The organism is Streptomyces sp. NPDC048018, assembly GCF_043202995.1.
Lineage (GTDB): Bacteria > Actinomycetota > Actinomycetes > Streptomycetales > Streptomycetaceae > Streptomyces.
Genome location: NZ_JBIDBK010000015.1, coordinates 63,001 through 87,923, shown reverse-complemented (window position 1 = coordinate 87,923; position 24,923 = coordinate 63,001). Strand labels below are relative to the sequence as shown.

Here is a 24,923-nt window from a genome sequence, read left to right as displayed (position 1 = left end):
ACTGCAGGGGGGACCCTGTGGGAGAGTAGGACGCCGCCGAACAATCATTGTGGGAAAGCCCCGCACCTTATGGTGCGGGGCTTTTCTGCGTTCACAGGCCGGCGTCAGCGATGCGGTGTACGGCCGTAACGAGGGGCTTCGGCGGCCCCGCCGACACGCTCCGGATCACCCGTCGCGTAGATGTGCGCAGGTGCATGGCGGCCTTCCTGCCTTCCGGTGACGGATCGTTCCACCCCGCCCTCCATGCGACACCGAGGGCAGGCCCGGGGGCGTATGGGGCCGGTCGCCGGGGGGCGACAGCGGGGCGTTAGCCGTACGCAAGCAGGACGGTAAGAGCGCGCGGGAAGGTGTAGACGTCACCGGGTTCGGGCCGTCCGGACCTTCTTACGGGGGAGAACCACCATGCGTACGCAGCGCAAGTACACCGTCCTGGCCGTCGCCGGCATCGCCGCCCTCTCGCTGGGCCTCACCGCCTGCGGCGGGAACGACGGGACCAGGGACGAGGGTGCCGCGGCCTCCGCGAGCGCCGGCGCGCCGAGCGCCGCCGCCTCCGCCTCGGCGTCCACGTCCTCCGTCGTGGCCGGGAACAGCACGTCGGGCGGCGGGTCCGCCGGCGGCAGCGACAGCGGCACCGGCGGTACGTCCGCCACCAAGACGTCCAAGACCTCCAAGGGCTCCTCCCAGGCAGCGTCCTGCACCTACCGGGACGTGAAGATCACCGCGGCCAAGGTGGACGAGACGCCGACCGAGCACATCGTGCTCACCGCGACCAACACGTCGGGCCGCGCCTGCCGGCTCGACGGCTACCCGCTGATCGCCTTCGGCGAGATCCAGACCGCCAAGGACGTTCCGGCGGTGGCGAAGAGCAAGCCGGCCGCGCCCGTGGTCCTGGAGCCGGGCGCCCCGGCGTACGCCAACGTGCGGGTCGCGCTCGGTGGGGCGCACGAGGACAACAAGGTCGTGAGCTCGTTCAACGTGAACCTGTTCGCCGGCAGCGACCCCGCCGAGGGCAGTGTGGTCGTGAAGGCTCCGGCCGGTGGCCTGGCCGTCGACGAGGCCGCCGCCAAGACCGGGTACTGGACGCCGGAACTGCGCAACGGCGCCGACGAGTTCTGATCCCCGCGGGGAATCGGCGGCGGTCCGGGGGCGGTTCCGGTAGGAAGGGGACAGCCCCCGTGGCATCGACGAACGGAGCCGCCCATGTCGTACCCCGAAGCCCGCTACCACGGTGAGACGGGCGAGATCAGCGCCGCCTTCCGGCCCGCCGGCACGCCCCCGGAGTTCGTCTCGCCGGGCGGCACGCGGACGCACTATCTCGCGACCACCGCCTCCACCGGCGGTGAGTTCGGGCTCTACCGGATCGACATGCAGGCCAGGGCGGGCGGGCCCGCCACCCACTTCCACCGGACCATCTCCGAGACGTTCTTCGTCCTCGACGGCACCGTGCGGCTCTACGACGGCGGGCAGTGGGTCGACGCGAAGAAGGGCGACTTCCTGTACGTGCCCACCGGCGGGCTGCACGCCTTCCGGAACGACGCGGACGAGCCGGCCTCCATGCTGCTGCTGTTCGCGCCCGGCGCGCCCCGCGAGGAGTACTTCGAGAAGGTGTCGACGGTGGCCGGAATGACGGACGAGGAGCGCACCGAGTTCTTCGTCAGGCACGACACCTACTGGACCGACTGACCGGCCATTCCCGTCTTCGCGCCCGCGCCGCACAGCGGGACCACGGTGGTTCCGGGGCGGGGCGTGGCGCGGACGGCCGCCCAGCAGGCGACGCCCGTCGGCTCCACGTACAGGCCGCGGCGCGCCAGGTCGGCCTGGGCGGTGCGGATCGCGCCCTCCGTCACGGTGAGGAAGGTGCCGCCGCTCGCGCGTACCGCCCGCAGGATCTGGGCCGCGCGAGGCGGGTTCGGGATCGCGATGCCCTCGGCGAGGGTGGGGCGCGGTTCCGCCGGGCCCGGCAGGTCGTCCGCGCCCGCGTGGAAGGCGGCGGCCAGCAGGGACACGGCCTCGGCCTGGACGGCGACGAGCGCGGGGCGGCGGTCGACGAGCCCGTGGGCATGGAGCTCCTCGACGGCGAGGGCCACGCCGAGCAGGAGCGTTCCGTTGCCGACGGGGACGACGAGGGTGTCCGGGAGCCGGCCGCCGAGGTCCTCCCAGAGCTCGTAGGCGTAGGTCTTCGTGCCGTGCAGGAAGTGCGGGTTGTACACGTGCGAGGCGTAGAACACGTCGGGCGCGTCCGCCGCCTCGCGCGCCGACCGGGCGGTCGCCTCCCGGTCGCCGGCCACCACGACCGCGCGGGCGCCGTGGGCGCGGATCTGCTCCAGCTTCTTGGGGGAGGTCCCCTCCGGGACGTACACGGCGCAGTCGAGGCCGGCGCGGGCGCAGTACGCGGCGACGGCCGTGCCCGCGTTGCCACTGCTGTCGGCGATCACGGTGCGCGGCCGCAGCCGCAGCGCCAGCTCGGCGAGCATGACGGCACCCCGGTCCTTGAAGGACAACGTGGGCATGAGGAAGTCGAGTTTGGCCGAGACGGTGTCGGTGAGCGGGACCAGGGGGGTCCGGCCCTCGCCGAGGGTCACCCGGGGTGTTCCCGTGGCGAGCGGCAGGGCCTCCGTGTAACGCCACAAGGAATTCACACGTGACGGGAGGGACGCGAGGGGCACCGGCGCGGCGGTGAAGTCGAGGTCCCACGGACCACGGCAGTGCGGACAACACCAGGTGAGGGCGGACGCGGGGGCGTGCGTCCGGCAGCGGGGGCACACGTAGGCGCTCATGATCCCCAGCATGGCAGGCGTGTGGCGGCTGTGTGACGTGCGGCCCGTAGCCCTTGTGGGATTCCTATGGATCGGTCAATCTTTCGCTCGGCAGCCGGACATGACGCCGGAGACGGCGGGCGGCGGAGGCTTCCCTCTGCCGTCTTGTCATGTACCTGATAGTCGGTTGCCGGTTCAACAGCTCCACCGGTGCCACCCCCGTTCCCCAGCACCACGACCCCCACAGCAGCGCACCACCCGATGAGGAGGACCCCTCACATGTCCGTGATGCGTGACTCGCGGCGCAGACTCGCCGCCGCCGGTGCCATAGCCGTCGCAGCCCTTGCGCTCGGCTCCCTCTCCGCCCTCCCGGCCACCGCCGCCGGGACCACCGCCGAAGGCGTCATCCTGAACGCCGGCGCGGAGGGGACCGTTGCGAACAGCTACATCGTCACCCTGCGCGAGTCCGCCGCCCAGGCGGAGACCGCGAAGGGACGTGCCGTCGCGACGAAGTTCGGCGCCAAGATCCGGCGCACGTACACCGCGGCCCTCAACGGCTACTCCGTCGAACTCCCCGAGGCGCAGGCCAGGAAGCTCGCCGCCGACCCGGCCGTCGAGTCCGTCAGCCAGAACCGCGTCTTCCACGTCGACGGCACGCAGCCCTCCCCGCCGTCCTGGGGCCTCGACCGGATCGACCAGAAGGCGCTCCCGCTCAACCAGAGCTACACCTACCCGGACACGGCGGGCCAGGGCGTCACGGCGTACATCATCGACACCGGCGTCCGCATCACCCACAGCGACTTCGGCGGCCGGGCCTCCTACGGCTACGACGCGATCGACAACGACAACACCGCGCAGGACGGCCACGGCCACGGCACGCACGTCGCCGGCACCGTCGCGGGCAACACGTACGGCGTCGCCAAGAAGGCGAAGATCGTCGGCGTCCGCGTCCTCGACAACTCCGGCTCGGGCACCACCGAGCAGGTCGTCGCCGGCATCGACTGGGTGACCCAGAACGCCGTGAAGCCGGCCGTCGCCAACATGAGCCTCGGCGGCGGGGTCGACACCGTGCTCGACGACGCCGTCCGCCGCTCGATCGCCTCCGGCGTCACGTACGGGGTCGCCGCCGGCAACGAGACCGACAACGCGGCCAACCACTCGCCCGCCCGCGTCGCCGAGGCCATCACCGTCGGCGCGACGACGTCCAGCGACGCCAGGGCCAGCTACTCCAACTACGGCAGCGGCCTCGATCTGTTCGCGCCCGGCTCCTCGATCACCTCGTCGTGGAACACCGGCGACACGGCCACCAACACCATCTCCGGAACGTCGATGGCCACCCCGCACGTCGTCGGCGCCGCCGCCCTCTACCTGGCCGCCAACCCGACGGCCACCCCGGCGCAGGTCTCCTCCGCCCTCGTCGCCGCGGCCACCCCGAACGTCGTCACCAGCCCGGGCACCGGCTCTCCGAACCGGCTGCTCTACGTGGGCGGCGGCACCACCACCCCGCCGGGGCCGCGGTTCGAGAACACCGCGGACTACGCGATCAACGACAACGCGACCGTCGAGTCCCCGGTCACCGTCAGCGGCGTCACGGGCAACGCCCCGGCCGCCCTCCAGGTGCCGGTGAACATCGTCCACACGTACATCGGCGACCTCCAGGTCCAGCTGATCGCCCCCGACGGATCGGCGTACACGCTGAAGGCCTTCGGCACCGGCGGCAGCGCGGACAACATCAACACCACGTACACCGTCAACGCCTCCTCCGAGGCCGCGAACGGCACGTGGAAGCTCCGCGTCACCGACAACGCGAACTACGACACCGGAAAGATCGATTCCTGGGCGCTGCAGTTCTGACGCCCCCGCGTCGCCTGCCGAACCCGTAGACGAGGGGCGGCCGCCGGACCGGCGGCCGCCCCTCCGTCATGCCCGGGCCACCCAGCCCGCCGTGAGGACCAGCCGCGAGGTGCGGTGCACGGCGAGGAACCCGAAGGGGCGGTCGATGGTGAGAGCGACGCGCCGCACCCGGTACGTGGTGCGGGGGGCGGCGCAGCCCACCACGCCGAACGCCGTCACCGACGCCGCCGCGAAGCCCTCGGCGTCGAAGCGGGCGACCGCCGACTGACGGCCCTCCGCGATCGCCGGCGGCTCCTCGGCGACCCCGGGGAAGTGCCCGCGGCCGCTGTCGCTCGCGGTCGTCAGGCCGAAGACCTCGCGGTGCGCGAGGAGATCGTGCCCGGCGGCGAGCGAGAAGGCGGGCGTCGCCACCGAGAGCCGCGGGTCGCGGCCGGTACTGCGCACGGTGTCCACGCGCAGACCCGGGCCCGGCGCGCCGGGCGGGAGCCGGTCGCCGGTGACGAGCGGGCGTCCGCCCCCGAGGACGTCGAGTCCGGCCCGCAGCACGTCGGCGCTCCCCGCCCCCTCGGTGCCCAGGAGGAGATGCACGTCGACACCCGTGGCACCGAGCACCTTGAGGACCGTGAGCGGGCCGGCCGCCGTCTCGGCCACGCCGACCCGGTCGAGCAGGGACGTGGTCCGGTGCAGGAAGGAGACCGTCCGCTCGGCCCACGGTCCCTGCGCCGGTCGCGTCCGGCGCTCCCAGAACGGGCGAAGCCAGGTCGTCCGTACGGCCTGGGCCGAGGCGAGCACCAGCTCCGTCCGCTCGTCCACGGGGACGGGCATCGCCGGGATCAGGCCCTCCGTGCACTCGGCCGCCCAGGTGTCCAGGGCCTTCCGGTCGGCCGGGCCGTCGCCGGTGAAGCGACCGAGCGTCGCCGGGGGGAGCCCCGCGACCCAGGGGGCGCGCAGCTCCAGGTCAGGCCGGGCCCACAGGCCGACGGCCGAGGCGACCCCGCGGATCGCCGCGAGTCCCGCGAGCAGTTCGCGCGCCGCCTCCGCCGCACGGTCGGCGGGCAGCCCGAGCGCGTCCTCCAGCTCGTCCCGGGCCGGGCCGGCGGCGCCGTCCGCGAGGAAGGCGAGCAGCGGCCAGACGCCGGTCGCGGACAGCACGGTGTCCCCGCCGTCCGCGGGGAGGGCGCCGGCCCAGCGTGCTGCGAGGCGGTTGACCGCCCGTACCGTCGAGACCCGCATTCCGCCCCCGCCCCCGGACCACGTACGATGCGCGCGCCCGTTCGATTCCCCGACTCTCCCGCCCCATCAGGAGCACCGTACTCGTGGACCCGTCCCAGCCGCCTCAGGATTCCCCGGCCCCGCAGCAGCCCCCGCAGCCGCCTGCGGAGTGGCCCCCGCCCGGCCGGGCGCCTGCGACCGGGCCCTACGCGGCCCCGGGCCCGTACGCGTCCCCGGGTCCGTACACCTCGCCGCCGGCCGGACCGTACGGACCCTACGGGCCCGGCGCTCCGGGCGTTCCCGGTCCCTACGGCGTGCCCCGCCGGACCACCAACGGCCTGGCCGTCGCCTCCCTCGTCTCCGGCATCGTGTGCTGCCTGCCGCCGCTCGGCCTCGTCTTCGGCCTCATCGCCCTGCCGCAGATCCGGAAGCGGCAGCAGCAGGGCAAGGGGCTGGCCATCGCGGGCATCATCCTGTCCTCCCTCGCCTGCCTGTCGCTGATGCTCGGCCTCGCGACCGGCCGATTCGGCGACGCCTGGCGGGACTTCAAGAAGGGCTTCGACGAGGCCGCGGCCTCCGGTTCGCCGTTCACCCTGCGCAAGGGCGACTGCTTCCGTATCGACGGCAAGATGGAGTCGTACACGACCGACGTGAAGACGGTCCCGTGCACCAAGCCGCACGAGGGCGAGGTGACCGGCGGCTTCAAGGTCACCGGTTTCTCGTCATGGCCCGGCGAGGACGCGATCGACCGCATCGCCGAGCAGCGCTGCGACTCGACGAACAGCGCCTACGCGATGGACGCGTGGGCCGTCCCGGAGTCGGCGGTGACCTACTACTACCTGCCCAGCAAGCAGAGTTGGCGGGCCGGCGACCGGACGGTGACCTGCGCGTTCGCCTCCGAGAAGACGCCCCTCACCAGCTCCCTGCGCAGCGACGCGACCACCCTCGACGTCCACCAGGTGCACTACCTGAGGAGCATGAACCCGATCGACGACGCCCTCGTCGAGGAGCCCGAGGAGGACGCGGACACCGACCTCGCCGCCAACAGGGCCTGGGCGCGGAAGGTGCACCACGCGGTCACCGCGGCGAGCGCCGGACTGCACGGGCACAGCTGGTCCGGGGCGTCCGCGAAGCCGGTCGGCGAGCTGGCGAAGAAGCTGGACGCCGCCGCGCGGACCTGGCACGAGCTGGCGACGGCGAAGGACGCGGGCGCCTTCTGGGCCTCGTACGACCTCGCCTTCGACGCCCTCTCCACGGACTTCGAGACCGCGCCGCGTTCGGCGCTGGGGCTCACCGACACGCTGGAGGACAGTGGCGAGAAGGCCTGAGGTGAGGCCGGGCGGAGGGCCGGCCGGGCGGGCCGGGGGCCGGGCGGGGAGGGATCCGGGGCCGGTGCGGGGCTCGGGCGGGGAAAGATTCGGGGCCGGTGCGGGGTTCGGGCGGGGAGGGATCTCGGGGCCGGTACGGAGTTCGGGCGGCCGTCCCGGTGGGGCAGCGGTTCCGGCGGGGCCCGAGGGGCCGGGCCGGTCCGGGGCGGCGGTGTCCGCGCCGGGCAGGGAAGGCCGGCGGGGCCGGGCCCCGGGAGGGGGCCCGGCCCCGCCGGCAGCGGGCCGGAACGGCGGGCCGGGGACGGCGGCCCGTGACCGACCGCCGCCCCGGCCGGACCGTCCGAGGCGGGGTCGGCCCGCGGTCCGGGTGACGCCTCGGGAGGCGTCGGGGGAGAGGCTTGCGGCGAGAGGACCTCGCCGGGGGCGCCGCGCGACGGGCCGCGACCCCGAAGGCTCCGCGCGCCGAGGGCGGTGCCTCAGCGGCGGCCGCCCAGGACGCCGTTCACCGCCGTGATCAGTTCGCCGTCCGGGGTGTCCCCGTCGAGCGACCAGAACATCGCGCCGCCGAGGCCCCTGGCCCGTACGTACGCCGACTTGGCGCGCAGGACCTGCGGGTCGTCGTACGTCCACAGGGTGGTCCCGTCGAAGAGCCACGCGTGGGCGTTCCTCCGGTCGCGGTGGACCGTGAACGCGCCGCCGTCCGCGAGCTTCCTGAGCGCCTTGTAGTCCTCGGAGCCGGCCGCCCAGGTGCCGGGCGCGGCGCCCGTGGCGGGTCGGCCGAGGCCGTCGCCGCCGCCGGTGACCCCGGTCCAGCCCTGGCCGTAGAAGGGCATGCCGACCACGAGCTTGCGGGCGGGCGCGCCGCGCCGGAGCCAGTCGTTCACGGTCTGGTCGACGCTGAAGTCGCCCCGGGCGGCGAAGAGCGCCGACTGCTGGGCGGTGGTGGACTCCCAGCTGCCGTGGAAGTCGTAGCCCTGGAGGTTGACGAAGTCGAGGTCCCGCATGATCTTCCGGACCTCGAAGCCCGCGTCGATCTTGGCGGGGGCGGTCGGCACGAAGGCCGACAGCTCGTAGTGCGTGCGCTGCTTCCGGGACCGCGCGTACGCGTCGAGCTGGGTGCGGAACTCCCTGACGAGCGCGGTGAAGTTCTGCTTGTCCTCGGGGCGGAAGACGGTGTCGGTGTCGCCCGCGGAGCCGGGCCACTCCCAGTCGATGTCGATGCCGTCGAAGAGGCCCGCGGCGGCTCCCGCGCCGCCGCGGGTGCCGTCGGCGGGCAGATCGCCCTTGATGTAGAGGTCGATGCAGGAGGCGACCAGGGCCTTGCGGGAGGCGGGGGTGCGGGCCGCGTCCGAGAAGTGGGTGGACCAGCTCCAACCGCCCAGCGAGATCATCACCTTGAGGCCGGGGTGCTTGGCCTTGAGCTCGCGCAGCTGGTTGAAGTTGCCGGCCAGCGGCTGGTCCGCGGTGTCGGCGACGCCGTCGACGGAGCCGGCGGCGTCGAGCGGGCGGACGTAGTCGGCCCAGGCGTCGGCCTCACCGGGGACGTTGCCGGTGAAGCAGCGGCCGTCCGCGCCGATGTTGCCGAAGGCGTAGTTGATGTGGCTCAGCTTGGCCGCCGTGCCGCTCGTGTCCAGATCCTTCACCTGGAAGTTGCGTCCGTAGACGCCCCATTGGGTGAAGTACCCGACGCGCTTGTACGCGGGCCGCGCCCCGTGGTCGTGCGCGGGCGGGGCGCCGGGGGCCGCGCCCGCGGAGGGCGCAAGGGTCGCGAGGAGGCCGAGGGAGACCGCGGCGACGGACAGCCGGGAAAGGGTTCTGCGACGCATGGGGCTCGTTCCTGTGCGGGTGCCGGAAGGGAGCGTGCGGACAGGAACGTATTGGTCTGGACCATTAACGTCAAGGATTCCGACGGGAGTTCGGTGGCTATACCTGCGGGAAGGGTTTACGTAAAGGTGAATCATCACTTCGGGTGAAACTCTGGCCCATGCTTGCGGGTGCGCACCCTCGGTTGTCAGGCTGTAGCTCACAGTCAAGCTGAGGGGAGTGTCCAGTGACGTTCGGTGAGCAGCCCGCCTATCTGCGCGTGGCGAGTGATCTTCGGGCGAAGATCGCGAACGGCTCGCTTCCCCCGCACACCCGGCTCCCCTCACAGGCGCGCATCCGGGAGGAGTACGGGGTCTCGGACACCGTCGCACTGGAGGCGCGCAAGGTCCTCATGGCGGAGGGTCTGGTCGAGGGCCGCTCGGGTTCGGGGACCTATGTCCGCGAGCGGCCCGTCCCGCGCCGCATCGCCCGCTCCGGGTACCGGCCGCCGTCCGGCGCCAACCCCTTCCGTCAGGAGCAGGCGGCCGAAGGGGCGCGCGGCACCTGGGAGTCGAGCAGCGAGCAGGAGCCGGCGAGCGTCGAGGTCGCCGCCCGGCTCGGCATCGAGCCGGGGGAGCGGGTGATGCGCACGCGGTACGTCTTCCGGGACGGCGGTGAGCCGATGATGCTCTCCACCTCCTGGGAGCCGCTCGGGGTCACCGGCCGGACCCCGGTGATGCTGCCCGAGGAGGGCCCGCTGGGCGGCTGCGGCGTGGTCGAGCGGATGGCCGCGATCGACGTGGTCGTGGACAACGTGGTGGAGGAGGTCGGCGCCCGCCCCGGACTCGCGGAGGAGCTGCTGACCCTCGGGGGCGTGCCCGGCCATGTGGTCATGGTCGTCGCGCGGACCTATTACGCGTCGGGGCTGGCCGTCGAGACCGCCGACGTCGTCGTCCCCGCCGACCGCTACCGGATCGCGTACCACCTGCCGGTGCGGTGAGGGGCGGGCCGACCGAAGGGCGGTGCGGTGTGTCCGGGCGCGTTCACGCCGAGTTGACGGGGCGCCGGATTCCGTAACGCGGGGGCAACGCCGGGCCGCGACGGTTCGTCACGCCCCGCTCCTAGCTTCCACGTCCGTACCCGCACCCCGGTCGGACGACAGGAGCCCCCATGACGGACACGGTCACCCGTGACACCTCCTCCTCCGCGGCCCCGCCGCCCCGCCGCCGCTATGCGCGGCTGGCCGCCGACGAGAGCCGCGAGGACTACTCGCTGCGCTACGCCCCGCACTCCTTCAGGCGCTGGTCGCCCGGCACGGTGGCCGGGACCGCCCTCGGCGGGATCGCCTATCTCGCCGACTTCGCCATCGGCGCCTCGATCGTCTTCACCTACGGCTTCACGAGCGGTCTCGCCTCGATCCTGACCGCCGCCGTGATCATCTTCCTCACCGGCATCCCGATCGCCCGCGCCTGTGCCCGCTACGGCCTCGACATGGACCTCATCACCCGGGGCGCGGGCTTCGGCTATTTCGGCTCCACCCTCACCTCCCTGATCTACGCCTCCTTCACCTTCATCTTCTTCGCGCTCGAAGGCTCGATCATGGCCCAGGCCATGCACCAGGCCGTGGGGCTGCCGGTCGAGGTCGGCTATCTGGTGACGACGCTGATCGTCATCCCGATCGTCTTCCGCGGCATGGGGGCGCTCGCCAAGGTCCAGGCCTGGACCCAGCCGCTGTGGATCGTCGGCATGGTGCTGCCCTTCCTCGCCCTCGCCTTCGAGGCGCCGGACGCCTGGGGTGCCTTCGCCTCCTTCGGCGGCACGGAGGGCGCGGGCGCCGGCTTCTCGTGGATCGGCTTCGGGCTCGGCACCGGTGTGGCGCTGTCCCTCATCGCGCAGATCGGCGAGCAGGCCGACTATCTGCGGTTCATGCCGGCGAAGACCGCCGAGAACCGGCGGCGCTGGAACCTCGCCGTGCTCGCCGCCGGGCCGGGCTGGGTGGTCATCGGCGCGGCCAAACAGCTCGGTGGCGCGTTCCTCGCGTTCGTCGCCCTGGAGGCCGTCGGCAAGACCCACGCCCTGGAGCCGATCGCCCCGCAGATCGAGGCGCTGAAGCCGTGGCTCGGATCCTTCGCGCTGCCGGCCGCCGCGCTCTTCGTGATCGTCTCCCAGATCAAGATCAACGTGACCAACGCCTACAGCGGTTCGCTGTCCTGGTCGAACTTCTTCTCCCGGCTGACGCACCGCCACCCGGGCCGGGTCTGGTACATCTTCCTCAACCTCGCCATCGCGCTGACGCTGATGGAGATGAACATGTTCGCGGCCCTGGGCAGGCTGCTGGGCTTCTACTCCAACGTCGGCATCGCCTGGATCGCCGCCGTCGCCGCCGATCTCGTCATCAACAAGCGGGCCGGCTGGAGCCCGCCCTACATCGAGTTCAAGCGTGCCTATCTGTACGCCGTGAATCCGGCCGGCTTCGGGGCCATGGTGATCGCCTCCGTGGTCTCCATCCTGGCCTTCTTCGGGCTCTTCGGGCCGTACGCGGAGGCCTTCTCGACCTTCCTCGCGGCCGGTCTCGCCCTGGTGCTGTGCCCGCTGATCGCCTGGGCGACGAAGGGGCGCTACTACCTGGCCCGGCCGAACCCGGTGAACGGACCCGGCGTGGACGTGGCCGACGTGACGGCGACCCATGTGTGCGGGGTCTGCGAGACCGCGTACGAGCTGCCCGACATCGTCGACTGCCCGGCCCATTCCGGCCCGGTCTGCTCGCTGTGCTGCTCGCTCGACGCGGCGTGCGGCGACGTCTGCCGCAAGGACCCCGCGGCGGCCGGACCCGTTCTGATGCCGGTCCCGACCGTGCCGGGGGCACCCTCCGCGGACCCCGCCGGCCCCGTCCGCTAAGCGGTCGCCCTCCCTCCGCCGTTTGTTACTGGCCAGATACGTATCTCTTTGTGAAAACCCGTATCCGCTGTGTAAAGGTCAGGCGTAAGCTCCGGCATATGCGCAGTGCGGTTTCCAGGAGATCGTCAGACATGGCCGGTCCGGCGGAGGGAGAAGCCCGATGAGCGACAGCGGTCCCGACCTTGCCTGGCTGGTCATACGTCAGGACGACAACGGCAACCGCTACCGCGTCGGCCGGTACGCGACGAAGGACGAGGCCCAGAAGGTCGCCGACAGCCTCGACGACCGCGGACACAAGCAGCTCTACTGGGTCGAGCGCGTCGGACAGCACGCCCTCTGACCCTCGGCCGCTGCCCGGGCGGCCGGTGACGACGCCCGGGTTACGCTCCGCACCATGACCGATCGCCGAACGGACCCCGGGACGCCCGACCCTGTCGTGGTCGTCGCCGGGGCCCTCTGCCACCAGGGGCGCCTCCTCGCCGCCCGACGCAGCGCCCCCGTCGAGCTCGCCGGCCGCTGGGAGCTGCCCGGCGGCAAGCAGGAGCCGGGGGAGACCCCCGAAGAGGCGCTGGTCCGCGAGCTGCGCGAGGAGCTCGGCGTCGAGACCGAGACCGGTGAGCGCATCCCCGGGGACTGGCCGCTCAAGCCCGGATACGTCCTGCGGGTGTGGGCGGCCCGGCTCGTCTCCGGCGAGCCGAAGCCGCTGGAGGACCACGACGAGCTGCGCTGGCTCGCCCGCGACGAGCTGGACTCCGTCGACTGGCTCGACCAGGACCGTCCCGCCGTCGCCGAGGCCGCCCGGCTGCTGCCTCCCGGCCCGCAAGCCCCCGCGGCCCGGCTGCTGCCGCCCGGCCCGGAAGCCCCCGCCGCCCCGGCGGACGGCGTACGCGACTGACCTCCTACGCCGTTCGTGCCACCGTGCGCCCACCGGGGAGTCCGGCGCGATATCCCGCTCCGAATATCGGGTATGTGCCCATTAACCCCCCGAAATAGGACGTGGGCCTCGTGATCGACACCGAAGGCGACTGCGCCGAGTGGCACTTTCCGGCGGAGGCCAACGCCGTGCGCACGGCTCGTCACGCGGTGCGGGACACCCTGAGGGCCTGGCAGCTCGACTCGGTGATCGGTGACGTGACCGTGCTGCTGGTCAGCGAGCTCGTGACCAACTCCCTGCGCTACGCCTCCGGGCCGATCGGCGTGCGCCTGGTCCGGCGGCAGCCCGACGGAACCGGCCCCGGACACGGCCCCGCCCTCCTCGTGGAAGTCTCCGATCCGCTTCCGGACGAGCCCACCGAACGTCCCGCCGGACCCGACGACGAGGGAGGCCGCGGACTCCAGCTCGTGGCCTGTTCCGCCCGCCGCTGGGGCACCCGTGCCGGGCGGTCCGGGAAAACCGTGTGGTTCGAGCTGGCCCTCCCTGGTGAGTAAAGAGAGTGGGACGACGATCAGCGGGACTCGGCCGGAAACGAACGAGACCACCCTGTGATCGTGAACGTCGTGCCGACGGGGGCCGTGGTGCTGAATACTTCGGTCATGGCCGGTCCGGTGCGGTGAGCTGGAGGGGACGGTCGCGTGAGCGAGATACCTGAGACGCCGAGCGGTGTCGTGTGGCAGAGCAGCCCGCCCGGGTCGATCTATGACTACATCCGGGTCGCCTCCTTCTCGATAGGTCCCGACGGGCTCGTCGACCAGTGGAGCAGACGAGCCGTGGACCTCTTCGGCGTGACCGCCGAGGAGGCCAGGGGCAAGGACCCGGTCGAGGCCTTCATGCCCGCCGACCTGCGTGAGCGCGGACATCGCAGGGTCAAGGAGATCCTCGACGGCAGGGAGTGGACGGGCCTCGTCCCCTTCCGGATGCCCGGCGAGGACAGGCCCCGCGGCATCGCCGAGATGTACGTCATGCCCAGCGAGACCGAGCGCGGGGAGAAGGCGGCACTGTGCATCGTCGTCGACGTCCGGGCGCTGCGCCGGATCGAGACGGACCTCGCCGCCTCGCAGGCCATTTTCGGCCAATCCCCTTTCGGTTTCCTGCTCTTCGGCACCGACCTCACCGTGAAGCGGGCCAACCGCCGCTTCGCCACCGTCTTCGGCGGCAGCGCCGACGACCACCGCGGCCGTACCGTGCACGACTACCTCGCCCGGCCCGAGGCCGAGCGGATGACCGCCGCACTGCGCAAGGTCCTGGAGACCGGCGAGTCCGTCGCCGACCTCCAGATCGCCGGCGCCGCTCCCGGCTCGACCGACCGGCGGCACTGGTCCATCAACCTCTACCGCGTGCACAGCGGCTCCGGCCGCCCCGTCGGCGTCGCCGGCCTCGGCATCGACGTCACCCGCCGGCAGAACGCCGCCCGCGAGGCCGCCAGCGCCCGCCGCAACCTCGCCCTGCTGAACGAGGCGGGCGCCCGCATCGGCAACTCCCTCGATCTGGAGGCCACGGCCCGCGAACTCCTCGACGTCGCCGTGCCCGGTTTCTGTGACCTCGCCGCCGTCGACCTCTACCAGGGGCTGCTGACCGGCGACGAGGCCCCGCCCGGGCGCTGGGGCAGCTCCCACGACGTCGGCTACGGGGCGGGCAGCGCCGAACTGCGCCGCGTCGCCGTCGCCAGCGCCGTCTCCGACACCCCCGCGCGGATCGGGAAGCCGCGCCCCAGCGGGGACGACACGGCCACCCGGGCCCCCGGCCCCGACGGAGAGGTGTGCTGCGACACGGGGCCCATCGAGGTCGGCTCGGTCCACCGCTACCCCTTCAACTCGCCCTGCGCCGGAGCCCTGCGCACCGGCCGGGTGCGCACGGTGCCCGGTGCGGACGGCAGCCTCGTCCAGTCCACCCTCGTGGTTCCGATGGTCGCCCACGACACCGTCGTCGGCCTCGTGCAGTTCTCCCGGGCCAAGGGCAGCGAACCCTTCGGCGAGCGCGACCGCGCCCTCGCGGTCGAACTCGCCGCCCGTGCCGCCGTCTGCATCGACAACGCCCGCCTCTACCGGCGCGAGCACGAGCGGGCCCTCATCCTCCAGCGCAGCCTGCTGCCGCCCGGCGACCCCGAGGCCGCCGGACTCGACATCGCCTGCCGCTACCTCCCCGGCACCGTCGGCTCCGAGGTCGGCGGCGACTGGTTCGACGTCATCGAACTCCCCGGCCACCGAACCGCGCTGGTCATCGGCGACGTCATGGGCCGGGGCCTGCGCGCCGCCGTGGCCATGGGCGAACTGCGCACCGCCGTGCGCACCCTCGCCCAGCTCGACCTCGAACCCGCCGAGGTCCTCTCCCACCTCGACGAGATCGCCCGCGGCCTCGGCGCCCCCGCCGGCGCCCAGCAGTCCGCCCGGGCCCACAAGGCCCGCGGCCCCGAGCTCTCCGAGGTCTACCTCGCCACCTGCGTCTACGCGGTCTACGACCCCGTCACCCGGCGCTGCACCTTCGCCAACGCGGGCCACCTGCCGCCCGTGCTCGTCGAACCCGGCGAGGAGGCGCTGCTCCTCGACGTACCGCCGGGGATGCCGCTGGGCGTCGGCGGCGAGCCCTTCGAGGAGGTCGAGGTCGAGCTGCCCGAGGGCGCCCTGCTCGCCCTCTACACCGACGGGCTCGTCGAATCCCGCGATCACGCGCTCGACGAGGGACTGAGCGCCTTCCGCAGCGCCCTCGCGAACCACGGCCGACCCCTCGAGGACGTCTGCGACCACGTCCTGACCACCCTCGACACCCGGCACGGCGAGGACGACATCGCCCTCCTCATGGCCCGCATCCAGGGGCTGCCCACCGAGGCCGTCGGCGACTGGCGGCTCCCCAGGGAGCCCCGCTCGGTCGGCCGGGCCCGCGAACTGGCCCGCGCCCAGCTCACCGCCTGGGAGCTGGAGCCCCTGATCGACACCGTCGAACTGCTCGTCAGCGAGCTGGTCACCAACGCCCTGCGCTACGGCGAGGGCGAGATCCGGCTGCGGCTGCTGCGCGACCGCACCCTGGTCTGCGAGGTGTGGGACGCAGGTCTCGTCCAGCCCCGGCGACGCCGGGCCAAGGACACCGACGAGGGCGGGCGGGGACTTCAGCTGGTGGGACTGCTCAGCGCGGCCTGGGGCTCGCGGCGCACCCCGCGCGGCAAGACCGTCTGGTTCGAGCTGCCGCTGCCCGACGGCGACGGCCTTGCCGAGCCGACGGTCGATCAGCTCCTCAGCATGTTCTGAGTCCCCGGACCGGTCCGGGCGCAGCCCCGGCCGGTCCACGACCGCCCCTGAGCCCCGGCGGCCGCACGGTCCCGGATCAGCTCGTCCCGGACCAGCTCGTCCCGGATCAGCTGGTCCAGCGTCTTCTGCGGATCCCCGGCCCGGTCGGGGAGCGCGTCGATGCCGGCCTTCGCCGACCGGGTGACCCGGCCCGGGACGGTCCGCCTGCTCATGCCCGGTCTCCTCGGGTACGCGCCGCACGCGACGTACGCGCCGTACGCGCTGTACGGATCGGCCGGCGAGCGCCGGGACGGGCCTCAGAAACGCCCGCCGCCGCCCAGCCGGCCGCGTGTACCCCCGCCGCCGAAGCTGGCGGGCCCCCCGCCGAGGCCCCCGCCCCCGAACCCCCCGGCCGGCCCACCGCCGTGGCCGCCCCGGCCCCGTCCTTCCCCGAACGGTCCGCCGAGGATGATGCCGCCGAGCACCGCCCCTCCCAGCCCGCCCCCGCCGGCACCTCCCGCGCCCGGCACACCGCCCAGGCCGTTCGGGTTTCCGTACGACCGCACATCGCGCTCGGCCAGCTCCTGCGCCCGCCGGCCGAGCAGGTCCGCCTGCCGCGCCTCCGCGAGCGCCGCCCGCGGGTCCTCGTCGGCCAGCTGCCCCGAGCGCTCCAGGCGCCGCTGGGCCTCGGCCAGGCGCGTACGGGCCTCCGCGCCCACGGCCCCGCGGTGCGTGGTGACGAAGTCGGAGGCCGCCCCGACCGCCGAACGGGCCGTCAGCGTCGCCCGGTCCAGGAGCGCACGAGCGCGCCTGCTGCCCGACTCGCGCCCCCGCGCGCCCTCCAGAGCCTCGTCGAGCGCCGTATCCGCCTCATCGACCCGGCGCAGCGCGTCGATCGGGTCGTAGCGCTCGGATTCGACCCTCGCGCGCACGCCGGCGAGCACCGCCCCGGCGCGCCCGATCCGGCCCCGCAGGTCGGCCACCGGCACCCCCTCCGGGGTGCCTTCGAGCAGCCCGCGGGCGTCCGCCAGGTCCGCCTCGGTCCCGGCCAGCGCCCCGGACAGCCTCCCCACCGCCGCCGCGAGCTCCTGCGCCCGCCGGTCCACGGCCTCGATCAGCCGGGCGGCCTGGTCGACGGCGCCCTCGGCGGCCCGGATCTGCACGGCGGCGCCGCCGCTGTCACCGGCGTCCAGCCGCTGCCGGGCCCGGGTGACGGTGGTCGTCGCGAACACCAGCCGGTCCTTCGCCTGTTCGACGTCCCCGGACACCGGGCCGGCCGCTGACTCGGTGTACCGCGCGCGCATCGCCGTCAGCGTCGCCTCCGCGGTGCCCATCCGGGCGGCCTGCTCGCGGAAGGCCGCCTCGACGGACTCCAGTGCCTGCGGGGCGTTGCGTTCCAGGTCGCGCAGCCGGTCGAAGCCCTCGGCCTCGGCGTCGAGGCGGGTGTTGACGTCGGCGCAGCGCCTGAGGATCTCGTCGAGCAGGGACCGCCGGGTCGCGTCGTCCTCGGGGAACGCGTCGTCGAGCTGCTGCCGCAGCCGGAACGCGGCCGTGAGCTCGCTCTCCGCGTACCGCACCGCCTCGGTGAACGGGGTGGCGGCCTCCTCGCCGAACTGGGCGGTCGCGAAGCCCAGTTCCTCCTGGCTGGTCCGCACCGCGTCGTCGGTGGCGACCAGCGCCTGCCGGGCCTGCCCGTCGAGCTCCTCGAGGCGGGGCGGCGGGGGTCCCTTCGGTGTGCCCCAGCCGCTGCCGCCGGCGGCGGAGCCCCAGCCCCCGCCGCCCGGCGTGGTGCGGGTGGCGGTCCGGCGGCGGCGCTTGGTGTACGCGTACGCGGCGATGGCGCCGGCGCCTCCGACCAGCACCACCGGCAGCACCAGGTCGGTCGCGGAGGTCGCGTCACCGGCCGCCCCGCCGGCCTCGGCGGGTCCGGGAGTGATCGCGGGGGCGGGCACGGGCCGGCCGGCGGGGACGGCCGTGCGGCCGTCCCCGGCGCCGGTTGCCGCGCCCGCCCGGTCGCTCCGGCGCAGCGCCGGCTCGACGGCGGTGCGGGCCACGTCGTCGGGCCGGGTCTGGGTGAGGGGCGCGTCCGGGGCGGCGGAACGGCCGAACCGCCGGTCGTGGGTGACGACGGCGAGCAGGACGTCGTCGCGGCCGAGGCCGCTGCGGTCGGTGGTGGCGTCGGCCCAGCCCTGAGCGGGGCGGCCGGAGAAGTCCCGTACGGAGACGCCGGGGAACCGAACTCGCCGGGCGTCGTGGAGCCGGTCGAGGGCCTGGACCACCGCGGGGCGCCGGTCGCCGGGAGCGTCGACGCGGTCCGTGATCTGCCCCTCCCGGGACAGGACGACGGGGTCGTCGGCGTGGGCGCCGGGAACGGCGGGCCCGACCAGCCAGCACGCCGCCACCAGCACCGACAGCAGGGCTCGGGCGGCTGTCCGTGTCACAGAAATGAGGCTATGTCCGGGCTTGGGGGGCACGCGACCGGGCCGGGCCGGACGTGCGGAAACCGTTCTCCACAGGGGCGCGTCACTGTCGGTAGCCATCGTTACGGTGGTTCCAGTGACACGACGACCCTCGGGGGCCCGGGTGAACGGACGATGGAAGAGCGTGTGGCGACGGGGGCGCTGGTGGGTCCTCGGTCTCGTCCTCGTGCTCGTCGTGCCGGTGCTGGCCGCGGGCACGGCCCTGCGTCTCAACTACACGGGCGAGGTGCGCGAGGGGACGAGGACCCGGGGCAAGGACGCCATCTGGCTCGGCCACGCCTGGGTCGACGGCCGGAAGAAGGACGCCGACCTCGCCGCGTTCGCCGAGCGGATCAAGGGCACGGGCATACGTGACCTGTACGTCCATGCGGGGCCCCTCGAACACGACGGCACCCTGCCCGCCGCCCGCCATCCGCGGGCGCGCCCGTTCGTCGACGCCGTCCACCGCACGATGCCGGGCATACGGGTGCACGCCTGGCTGGGCGACGTGCTCGCCGGCGAGGGGCCCGACGGGCTGCGGCTGGAGGACGCCGCCTCCCGGGCCGCGGTCGTGGCCTCGGCCCGGCAGGTGCTCGACGCCGGATTCGACGGCGTCCACTTCGACCTGGAGCCGCTGCACTCCGACGACCGTGACTATCTGTCACTGCTCGACGATCTCGGGGCGCTGACCCGGCAGCGCAAGGCGCTGCTCTCGGTCGCCTCGCACCAGATAGACCCGCTGCCGGGCGCCCACTCCGCCCTCGGCGCGCTCTCCGGCAGCGAGAAATGGTGGTCGCAGGAGTTCTTCGGACAGGTCGCCCGGAGGGTCGACCAGATCGCGGTCATGTCGTACGACACCTGGATGCCTCTGGAGGGGATGTACGGCGGCTACGTCGCCCAGCAGACCAGCCTCGCGCTGGAGGTGACGCCCGAGGGCACGGACCTGCTCATGGGTCTGCCCTTCTTCCACGAGGACGACCTCGGGCACCACGAGTCCGCCGAGACCGTCGCAGCCGCCGTGCGCGGCGCGCGCCTCGGACTCGGACGCACGGACCCGGACCGCGAGCGCTTCGGGCTGGCGCTGTACGTGGACTTCGCGGCGCAGGAGGGCGACTGGCGGGCGTACCGGGAGGGCTGGCACTGACCTGATCGGCCGCGACGGCCCTTGGGCCGGCCGTCCGCGGCCGTGGCCGCGGCACCGGCCGTCCGCGGCGGCCCGACGCCCCGGCCGGGGCCCGGGGCTCGGCGGTAGGGCGGTCCGTCCGCGCCGCGACACCCCGTCCGCGGCGGCCCGGCCACCGTCCGTCTGCGGCCCGGCGCCCCGACGCGCTGTCCGCGCCACCGCCCGTCCGCGCCCCGACGCCCGGCGGCCCAGCGGCCCGGCCACCGCCCGTCTGCGGCCCGGCGCCCCGACGCGCTGTCCGCGCCACCGCCCGTCCGCGGCGGCCTGGCGGCCCGATGCCCCGACCGGGGCCCGGGGGCCCAGTGGCCCGGTGGCCCAATCGCCCGGCCGCCGGGCGATTGGGCCGCACGAGTGGGGTTTGCCGGTCGTGCCGCCGTGTCGCCGTCGCCGGATCCGCTCCGTCCTTTTCAGTGGATGAGCAATAGGTGTGATCATCTCCAAATGGCATGAAACTGGACGAAGGGGTACAAGTCATGTCCCAGGTCGGCGCCCCTCGCGGGAGGACATGCTCCAGGAGCCCCCGCTCCCGCACGCTCCGCTCCGTCGCGACCCTCGGCAGCGCGGTCCTCGCGCTCGCCGTCCTCGCGGGATGCAGCTCCGGCGACAGCGGCGACGAGCCGCCGGCCGCCGCCCAGGACAACGCGCCGGCCGCACGTGACCGGGTCGCCGACGGAGGGACCCTCCGCTGGGCCGTCGACGCGCTGCCCACCACCCTCAACGCCTTCCAGGCCGACGCCGACGGCACCACCGCCCGCATCGCGGGCGCCGTGCTGCCCGCCCTCCACACCCTCGACGAGCGCGGCCGGCCGCGGCTGAACCCGGACTACCTGGAATCCGCCGAAGTCATCGAGACGGAGCCCAAGCAGGTCGTCCTCTACAAGCTCAACCAGCAGGCGGTGTGGAGCGACGGGCGCGAGATCGGCGCCCCGGACTTCGTCGCCCAGTGGCGCGCGCTCAGCGGCCGGGACAGCGCCTACTGGACGGCCCGCAACGCCGGCTACGAGCGGATCGAGAAGATCGAGCGCGGCAAGGACGACCTGCAGGTACGGGTCACCTTCGGCAAGCCCTACGCCGACTGGCGCTCGCTCTTCACCCCCCTCTACCCGAAGGAGGTGATGGGCTCCCCGAGCGCCTTCAACGACGGAGCCCGCGCCTCCCTGAAGGCCACTGCAGGACCGTTCCTTCTCAAGACGATCGACCGGAAGACCGGCAGCGTCACGCTCGCCCGCAACCCCCGCTGGTGGGGGCAGAACGCCAAGCTCGACACGCTCGTCCTCACCGCGGTGCCCCGCGCCGAACGGGCCACCGCGCTCGCCGCCGGCAAGCTGGACCTCGCCGAGATCGACCGGGCCGTCGCCGAGCGGATCGCCCTCGCCGCCCGTGATGCCCGGTCCGGCCGGAGCGGCGCGCAGCCGCCCGCCCACGGGCCCGGCTCCGGAACCACCCCCGCGGCCGCCCTGAAGTCCTGGGCGCTCGCCTACGGCTCCGACGAGGAGAAGGCCGAGGAGGTACGGGCCGCCCGCGAGAAGAACCAGCAGGCCGTCGCCCGGTACGCGGCCGAGCAGAACGGCCTCGCCCGGTTCGTGGTCCGCAAGTCCCTGGAGCCCGCCTACACCCAGCTCTCCCTCAACGGCGAGTCCGGGCCGCTCGCCGACGAGCGGGTGCGCCGGGCGGTCGCCCGCGCCATCGACCGCCAGGAGCTGGCCGAGACGGTGCTCAAGCCCCTCGGGCTCCCGGCCAGGCCCCCGGGCAGCCACCTCGCGCTCGCCGGCCAGGCCGCGTACACCGACAGCAGCGACGCGCTCGGCAGCCAGGACACCAAGGAGGCGCGGGCGCTGCTGGCCGACGCGGGCTGGGTGCCGGGCGGGGCGCTGCAGAAGCCGTCCGCCGGGACGAAGGCGGGCAGCGAGGCCACGGACAAGCAGTCCCGGAAGCCGGACGCCGAGAAGAAGGCGGAGAAGAAGACCGACGAGAAGGCGCCGGCGAAGGAGGCCGACGCCGCCTCCGACGACGGCCTCTACATCGTCGGCGACGACAAGCCGGGCGGGCGCCGGGCGACCGCCCCGCTGATCGGCGCGGGCGGCCCCGAGAACGGCACCAACATCCTGGCCCCGGCCCCCGTCGCCGCCCTCCAGAGCGCGGCGCTGCTCCGTCAGGCCGCCGCCCTCGACACGGGCGGCCCCGGCCCCCAGGCGCAGTCGCAGCTCCAGGCGCACCCCGCCAAGCCGGTGGCCGGCGCCTACGCCCCGCGGGGTACGGCCGCCCCGGCCGCGGCCGACGGTGCCGCGAAGGGCCTGGGCAAGGACGGCAAGGCGCTCAGCCTCCGCTTCGTCCTGCCCTCGGGACCCGGCTCGGAGTCGCTGCGGGCGGTCGGCGACCGGATCGTGCGGATGCTCGACGCCGTCGGCATCCGCACCGAGGTCACCAAGGTCTCCGACGAGAGCTTCTTCAAGGACCACATCGCCTCCGGCGACTACGACCTGGCCCTCTACTCCTGGCCGGCGACCGCCTTCCCGGCGACCGACGCCCGGCCGATCTACGCCAAGCCCGAGCCGGCCTCCGACGGCTCGCTCCTGGTGGAGCAGAACTACTCCCGGGTCGGCACCGACCGCATCGACCAGCTCTTCGACCAGGCGGCGGCCACCCTCGACGAGGAGGAGGCCCGCGACCTGGTCCGCCAGGCCGACGCCCGGATCTGGGCCGCGGCCGGCTCCATCCCGCTCTACCAGCGCCCCCAGCTGGTGGCGGCCAGGCCCGAGATCGTGAACGCCGGAGCCTGGGGCTTCGCGGCCCCCCGCTACCAGGACATCGGCTACAAGAAGCCGGAGTCGGCCCAGGGCGCGGAGCGCAACACCCGCAAGTGAGCGCAATACCCTAAAGCCGCCGAAAGTCCAAGTCGCAAGCTCAGAAGCAGCTCAATTTCCTTGCCCGCCGGTGACCCCGGCGGGCAGGATCATGTCGACCCCTTGACCCGGTCGCATGATCTTCCCCACACCCTGAAATCTCCTAGTAGACCCTCTCGGATCCCTCCGGGGAAGCCCCTTGCACGGCAGCCCCGTACCATAGGACATAGCCGTGGCGCGTCCGCCCGGCGGGCGTAAGAGGAACTGACGCCGATTCCCACGATCCGAGAGAAGCGCAAGCCACCCATGCCCACGCGCCACGACATCCGTAACGTCGCCATCGTCGCCCACGTCGACCACGGCAAGACGACCATCGTCGACGCCATGCTCAAGCAGGCCGGTGCCTTCGCCGCCCACCAGCAGCTCGACGACCGCATGATGGACTCGAACGACCTGGAGCGTGAGAAGGGCATCACGATCCTCGCCAAGAACACGGCGGTGAAGTACCACCCCAAGGACGGCGGGGCCCCGATCACGATCAACATCATCGACACCCCCGGTCACGCCGACTTCGGTGGCGAGGTCGAGCGCGGTCTGTCGATGGTCGACGCCGTCGTCCTCCTGGTGGACGCCTCCGAGGGTCCGCTCCCGCAGACCCGGTTCGTGCTGCGCAAGGCCCTCATGCAGCGCAAGCCCGTCATCCTCTGCATCAACAAGACGGACCGCCCGGACTCCCGGATCGACGAGGTCGTCAACGAGACCTACGACCTCTTCCTGGACCTCGACGCCGACGAGGACCAGATCGAGTTCCCGATCGTCTACGCCTGCGGCCGTGACGGCATCGCCTCGCTGACCAAGCCGGAGGACGGCACCGTCCCGGCGGACTCCACCAACCTGGAGCCCTTCTTCTCCACGATCCTGGAGCACGTCCCGGCCCCGACGTTCGAGGAGGACGCGCCGCTCCAGGCCCACGTCACCAACCTCGACGCCGACAACTTCCTCGGCCGTATCGCGCTGCTCCGCGTCGAGCAGGGCGAGCTGCGCAAGGGCCAGACGGTCGCGTGGATCAAGCGGGACGGCTCGATCCAGAACGTCCGCATCACCGAGCTGATGATGACCGAGGCGCTCACCCGCAAGCCGGCCGAGGTCGCCGGCCCCGGTGACATCTGTGCCGTCGCCGGCATCCCGGACATCATGATCGGCGAGACCCTGGCCGACCCGGAGAACCCGGTCGCGCTGCCGCTCATCACGGTGGACGAGCCGGCCATCTCCATGGTCATCGGCACCAACACCTCGCCGCTCGTCGGCCGCGGCGGCACCGGCAAGGGCGCGGACGCCAAGACCGCGGTCAAGGACCGCAAGGTCACCGCGCGCCAGGTGAAGGACCGTCTGGACCGCGAGCTGATCGGTAACGTCTCGCTGCGCGTCCTCGACACCGAGCGTCCCGACGCCTGGGAGGTCCAGGGCCGTGGTGAGCTCGCGCTCGCCATCCTGGTCGAGCAGATGCGCCGCGAGGGCTTCGAGCTGACCATCGGCAAGCCGCAGGTCGTCACCAAGGAGGTCGACGGCAAGGTCCACGAGCCGGTCGAGCGCATGACGATCGACGTGCCCGAGGAGCACATGGGCGCCGTCACCCAGCTCATGGGTGTCCGCAAGGGCCGCATGGACAACATGTCGAACCACGGCTCCGGCTGGGTCCGCATGGAGTTCGTCGTCCCGTCCCGTGGCCTCATCGGCTTCCGTACGGAGTTCCTGACCCAGACCCGCGGTACGGGCATCGCGCACTCGATCCACGAGGGCCACGAGCCGTGGTTCGGCCCGCTGCAGACCCGTAACAACGGTTCGCTGGTCGCCGACCGCGCCGGTTCCGTCACCGCCTTCGCGATGACCAACCTGCAGGAGCGCGGCGTGCTGTTCACCGACCCCGGCACCGAGGTGTACGAGGGCATGATCGTCGGCGAGAACTCGCGCTCCGACGACATGGACGTGAACATCACCAAGGAGAAGAAGCTCACGAACATGCGGTCCTCGTCGGCCGACTCGTTCGAGGCCATCGTGCCGCCGCGGAAGCTCTCCCTGGAGCAGTCCCTGGAGTTCTGCCGCGACGACGAGTGCGTCGAGGTGACCCCGGAGGCCGTCCGCATCCGCAAGGTCAACCTGGACCAGCGCGAGCGTGCCCGCGCCGCGTCCCGCGCCAAGAACAGCTGACCCTCCGGGGTTTGAGCGAAAGCTCACATCAAGGGCCCGGCCCCCTGCACACTGTGCGGGGGGCCGGGCCCTTCGCCGTACCCCCGGCGTGCCCCGGCGTACCTCCGACCTGCTTCCGGAGCGTGACCGGAGTGCCCCCGCCGGGGTCGGGAACCGGCCCCGTTGTCAACGTTTCGTCAACCACATTTAGCGGGCCGTGCGTCCGGATATCGGTCGTCGCT

Annotated in this window: 17 protein-coding genes and 1 pseudogene; 13 read left to right on the top strand and 5 right to left on the bottom strand. The window is 73.3% G+C overall.

Annotation, left to right across the window (positions count from 1 at the left end; translation table 11 throughout):
• Nucleotides 1-402: 402 nt before the first annotated feature.
• Both ACGF1Z_RS34045 and ACGF1Z_RS34040 read left to right on the top strand, forming a co-directional pair.
• Nucleotides 403-1,116: a DUF4232 domain-containing protein gene (locus ACGF1Z_RS34045; RefSeq protein ID WP_393010260.1), complete on the top strand. Its 714-nt coding sequence runs from the start codon at nucleotides 403-405 to the stop codon at nucleotides 1,114-1,116.
• An 84-nt stretch (nucleotides 1,117-1,200) separates the two neighbouring features.
• Nucleotides 1,201-1,683 (top strand): cupin domain-containing protein, encoded by a 483-nt coding sequence (locus ACGF1Z_RS34040; protein WP_393010258.1) that lies wholly within the window; start codon nucleotides 1,201-1,203, stop codon nucleotides 1,681-1,683.
• Here the strand turns inward: ACGF1Z_RS34040 and ACGF1Z_RS34035 are convergent.
• Nucleotides 1,668-2,789, bottom strand: coding sequence for a threonine synthase (locus ACGF1Z_RS34035; protein WP_393010256.1), 1,122 nt, complete (start codon nucleotides 2,787-2,789; stop codon nucleotides 1,668-1,670). The genes ACGF1Z_RS34040 and ACGF1Z_RS34035 overlap by 16 nt on opposite strands.
• Nucleotides 2,790-3,035: 246 nt before the next feature.
• Between ACGF1Z_RS34035 and ACGF1Z_RS34030 the strand changes: the two genes are divergently transcribed.
• Nucleotides 3,036-4,610, top strand: a complete 1,575-nt coding sequence (locus ACGF1Z_RS34030; RefSeq protein ID WP_393010254.1) for a S8 family serine peptidase — start codon at nucleotides 3,036-3,038, stop codon at nucleotides 4,608-4,610.
• A gap of 66 nt (nucleotides 4,611-4,676) precedes the next feature.
• Here ACGF1Z_RS34030 and ACGF1Z_RS34025 read toward each other — a convergent pair whose 3' ends face one another.
• Complete coding sequence (locus tag ACGF1Z_RS34025; protein ID WP_393010252.1) at nucleotides 4,677-5,843, bottom strand: serpin family protein; 1,167 nt, start codon at nucleotides 5,841-5,843, stop codon at nucleotides 4,677-4,679.
• Nucleotides 5,844-6,136: 293 nt separating this feature from the next.
• Here ACGF1Z_RS34025 and ACGF1Z_RS34020 point away from each other — a divergent pair, with 293 nt between their 5' ends.
• Complete coding sequence (locus ACGF1Z_RS34020; protein WP_393010250.1) at nucleotides 6,137-7,150, top strand: DUF4190 domain-containing protein; 1,014 nt, start codon at nucleotides 6,137-6,139, stop codon at nucleotides 7,148-7,150.
• A gap of 476 nt (nucleotides 7,151-7,626) precedes the next feature.
• Here the strand turns inward: ACGF1Z_RS34020 and ACGF1Z_RS34015 are convergent, their stop codons facing one another.
• On the bottom strand, nucleotides 7,627-8,976 hold the full coding sequence (locus ACGF1Z_RS34015; protein WP_393010248.1) for a glycoside hydrolase family 18 protein: 1,350 nt from the start codon (nucleotides 8,974-8,976) through the stop codon (nucleotides 7,627-7,629).
• A 224-nt stretch (nucleotides 8,977-9,200) separates the two neighbouring features.
• Here ACGF1Z_RS34015 and ACGF1Z_RS34010 point away from each other — a divergent pair, with 224 nt between their 5' ends.
• The 6 genes from ACGF1Z_RS34010 (at nucleotide 9,201) to ACGF1Z_RS33985 (ending at nucleotide 16,030) form a co-directional block, all read left to right on the top strand.
• Nucleotides 9,201-9,953 carry a GntR family transcriptional regulator gene (locus tag ACGF1Z_RS34010; protein ID WP_393010246.1) on the top strand — a complete coding sequence of 251 codons (753 nt, stop codon included), beginning with the start codon at nucleotides 9,201-9,203 and terminating at the stop codon, nucleotides 9,951-9,953.
• Between the two features lie 170 nt (nucleotides 9,954-10,123).
• Nucleotides 10,124-11,851, top strand: coding sequence for a purine-cytosine permease family protein (locus tag ACGF1Z_RS34005; protein ID WP_393010244.1), 1,728 nt, complete (start codon nucleotides 10,124-10,126; stop codon nucleotides 11,849-11,851).
• Between the two features lie 160 nt (nucleotides 11,852-12,011).
• Nucleotides 12,012-12,191 (top strand): SPOR domain-containing protein, encoded by a 180-nt coding sequence (locus tag ACGF1Z_RS34000; protein WP_393010242.1) that lies wholly within the window; start codon nucleotides 12,012-12,014, stop codon nucleotides 12,189-12,191.
• Nucleotides 12,192-12,245: 54 nt separating this feature from the next.
• On the top strand, nucleotides 12,246-12,746 hold the full coding sequence (locus tag ACGF1Z_RS33995) for a (deoxy)nucleoside triphosphate pyrophosphohydrolase (protein WP_393010240.1): 501 nt from the start codon (nucleotides 12,246-12,248) through the stop codon (nucleotides 12,744-12,746).
• 110 nt (nucleotides 12,747-12,856) lie between these two features.
• Nucleotides 12,857-13,279, top strand: a complete 423-nt coding sequence (locus ACGF1Z_RS33990; RefSeq protein ID WP_393010238.1) for an ATP-binding protein — start codon at nucleotides 12,857-12,859, stop codon at nucleotides 13,277-13,279.
• 144 nt (nucleotides 13,280-13,423) lie between these two features.
• Nucleotides 13,424-16,030 carry a SpoIIE family protein phosphatase gene (locus tag ACGF1Z_RS33985; RefSeq protein ID WP_393010236.1) on the top strand — a complete coding sequence of 869 codons (2,607 nt, stop codon included), beginning with the start codon at nucleotides 13,424-13,426 and terminating at the stop codon, nucleotides 16,028-16,030.
• A gap of 98 nt (nucleotides 16,031-16,128) precedes the next feature.
• On the opposite strand, the pseudogene ACGF1Z_RS33980 reads toward ACGF1Z_RS33985, so the two are convergent.
• Both ACGF1Z_RS33980 and ACGF1Z_RS33975 read right to left on the bottom strand, forming a co-directional pair.
• A pseudogene (locus ACGF1Z_RS33980) lies at nucleotides 16,129-16,242 on the bottom strand (PspA/IM30 family protein); the annotation flags it as partial.
• Nucleotides 16,243-16,326: 84 nt separating this feature from the next.
• Nucleotides 16,327-18,450, bottom strand: a complete 2,124-nt coding sequence (locus ACGF1Z_RS33975; protein WP_393010234.1) for a TPM domain-containing protein — start codon at nucleotides 18,448-18,450, stop codon at nucleotides 16,327-16,329.
• A 115-nt stretch (nucleotides 18,451-18,565) separates the two neighbouring features.
• Between ACGF1Z_RS33975 and ACGF1Z_RS33970 the strand changes: the two genes are divergently transcribed.
• The 3 genes from ACGF1Z_RS33970 (at nucleotide 18,566) to typA (ending at nucleotide 24,702) form a co-directional block, all read left to right on the top strand.
• Nucleotides 18,566-19,612 (top strand): hypothetical protein, encoded by a 1,047-nt coding sequence (locus ACGF1Z_RS33970; RefSeq protein WP_393010232.1) that lies wholly within the window; start codon nucleotides 18,566-18,568, stop codon nucleotides 19,610-19,612.
• A 512-nt stretch (nucleotides 19,613-20,124) separates the two neighbouring features.
• Nucleotides 20,125-22,515, top strand: coding sequence for an ABC transporter family substrate-binding protein (locus ACGF1Z_RS33965; RefSeq protein WP_393010230.1), 2,391 nt, complete (start codon nucleotides 20,125-20,127; stop codon nucleotides 22,513-22,515).
• A 285-nt stretch (nucleotides 22,516-22,800) separates the two neighbouring features.
• Nucleotides 22,801-24,702 (top strand): translational GTPase TypA, encoded by a 1,902-nt coding sequence (gene typA, locus ACGF1Z_RS33960; protein WP_393010228.1) that lies wholly within the window; start codon nucleotides 22,801-22,803, stop codon nucleotides 24,700-24,702.
• Nucleotides 24,703-24,923 lie beyond the last annotated feature (221 nt).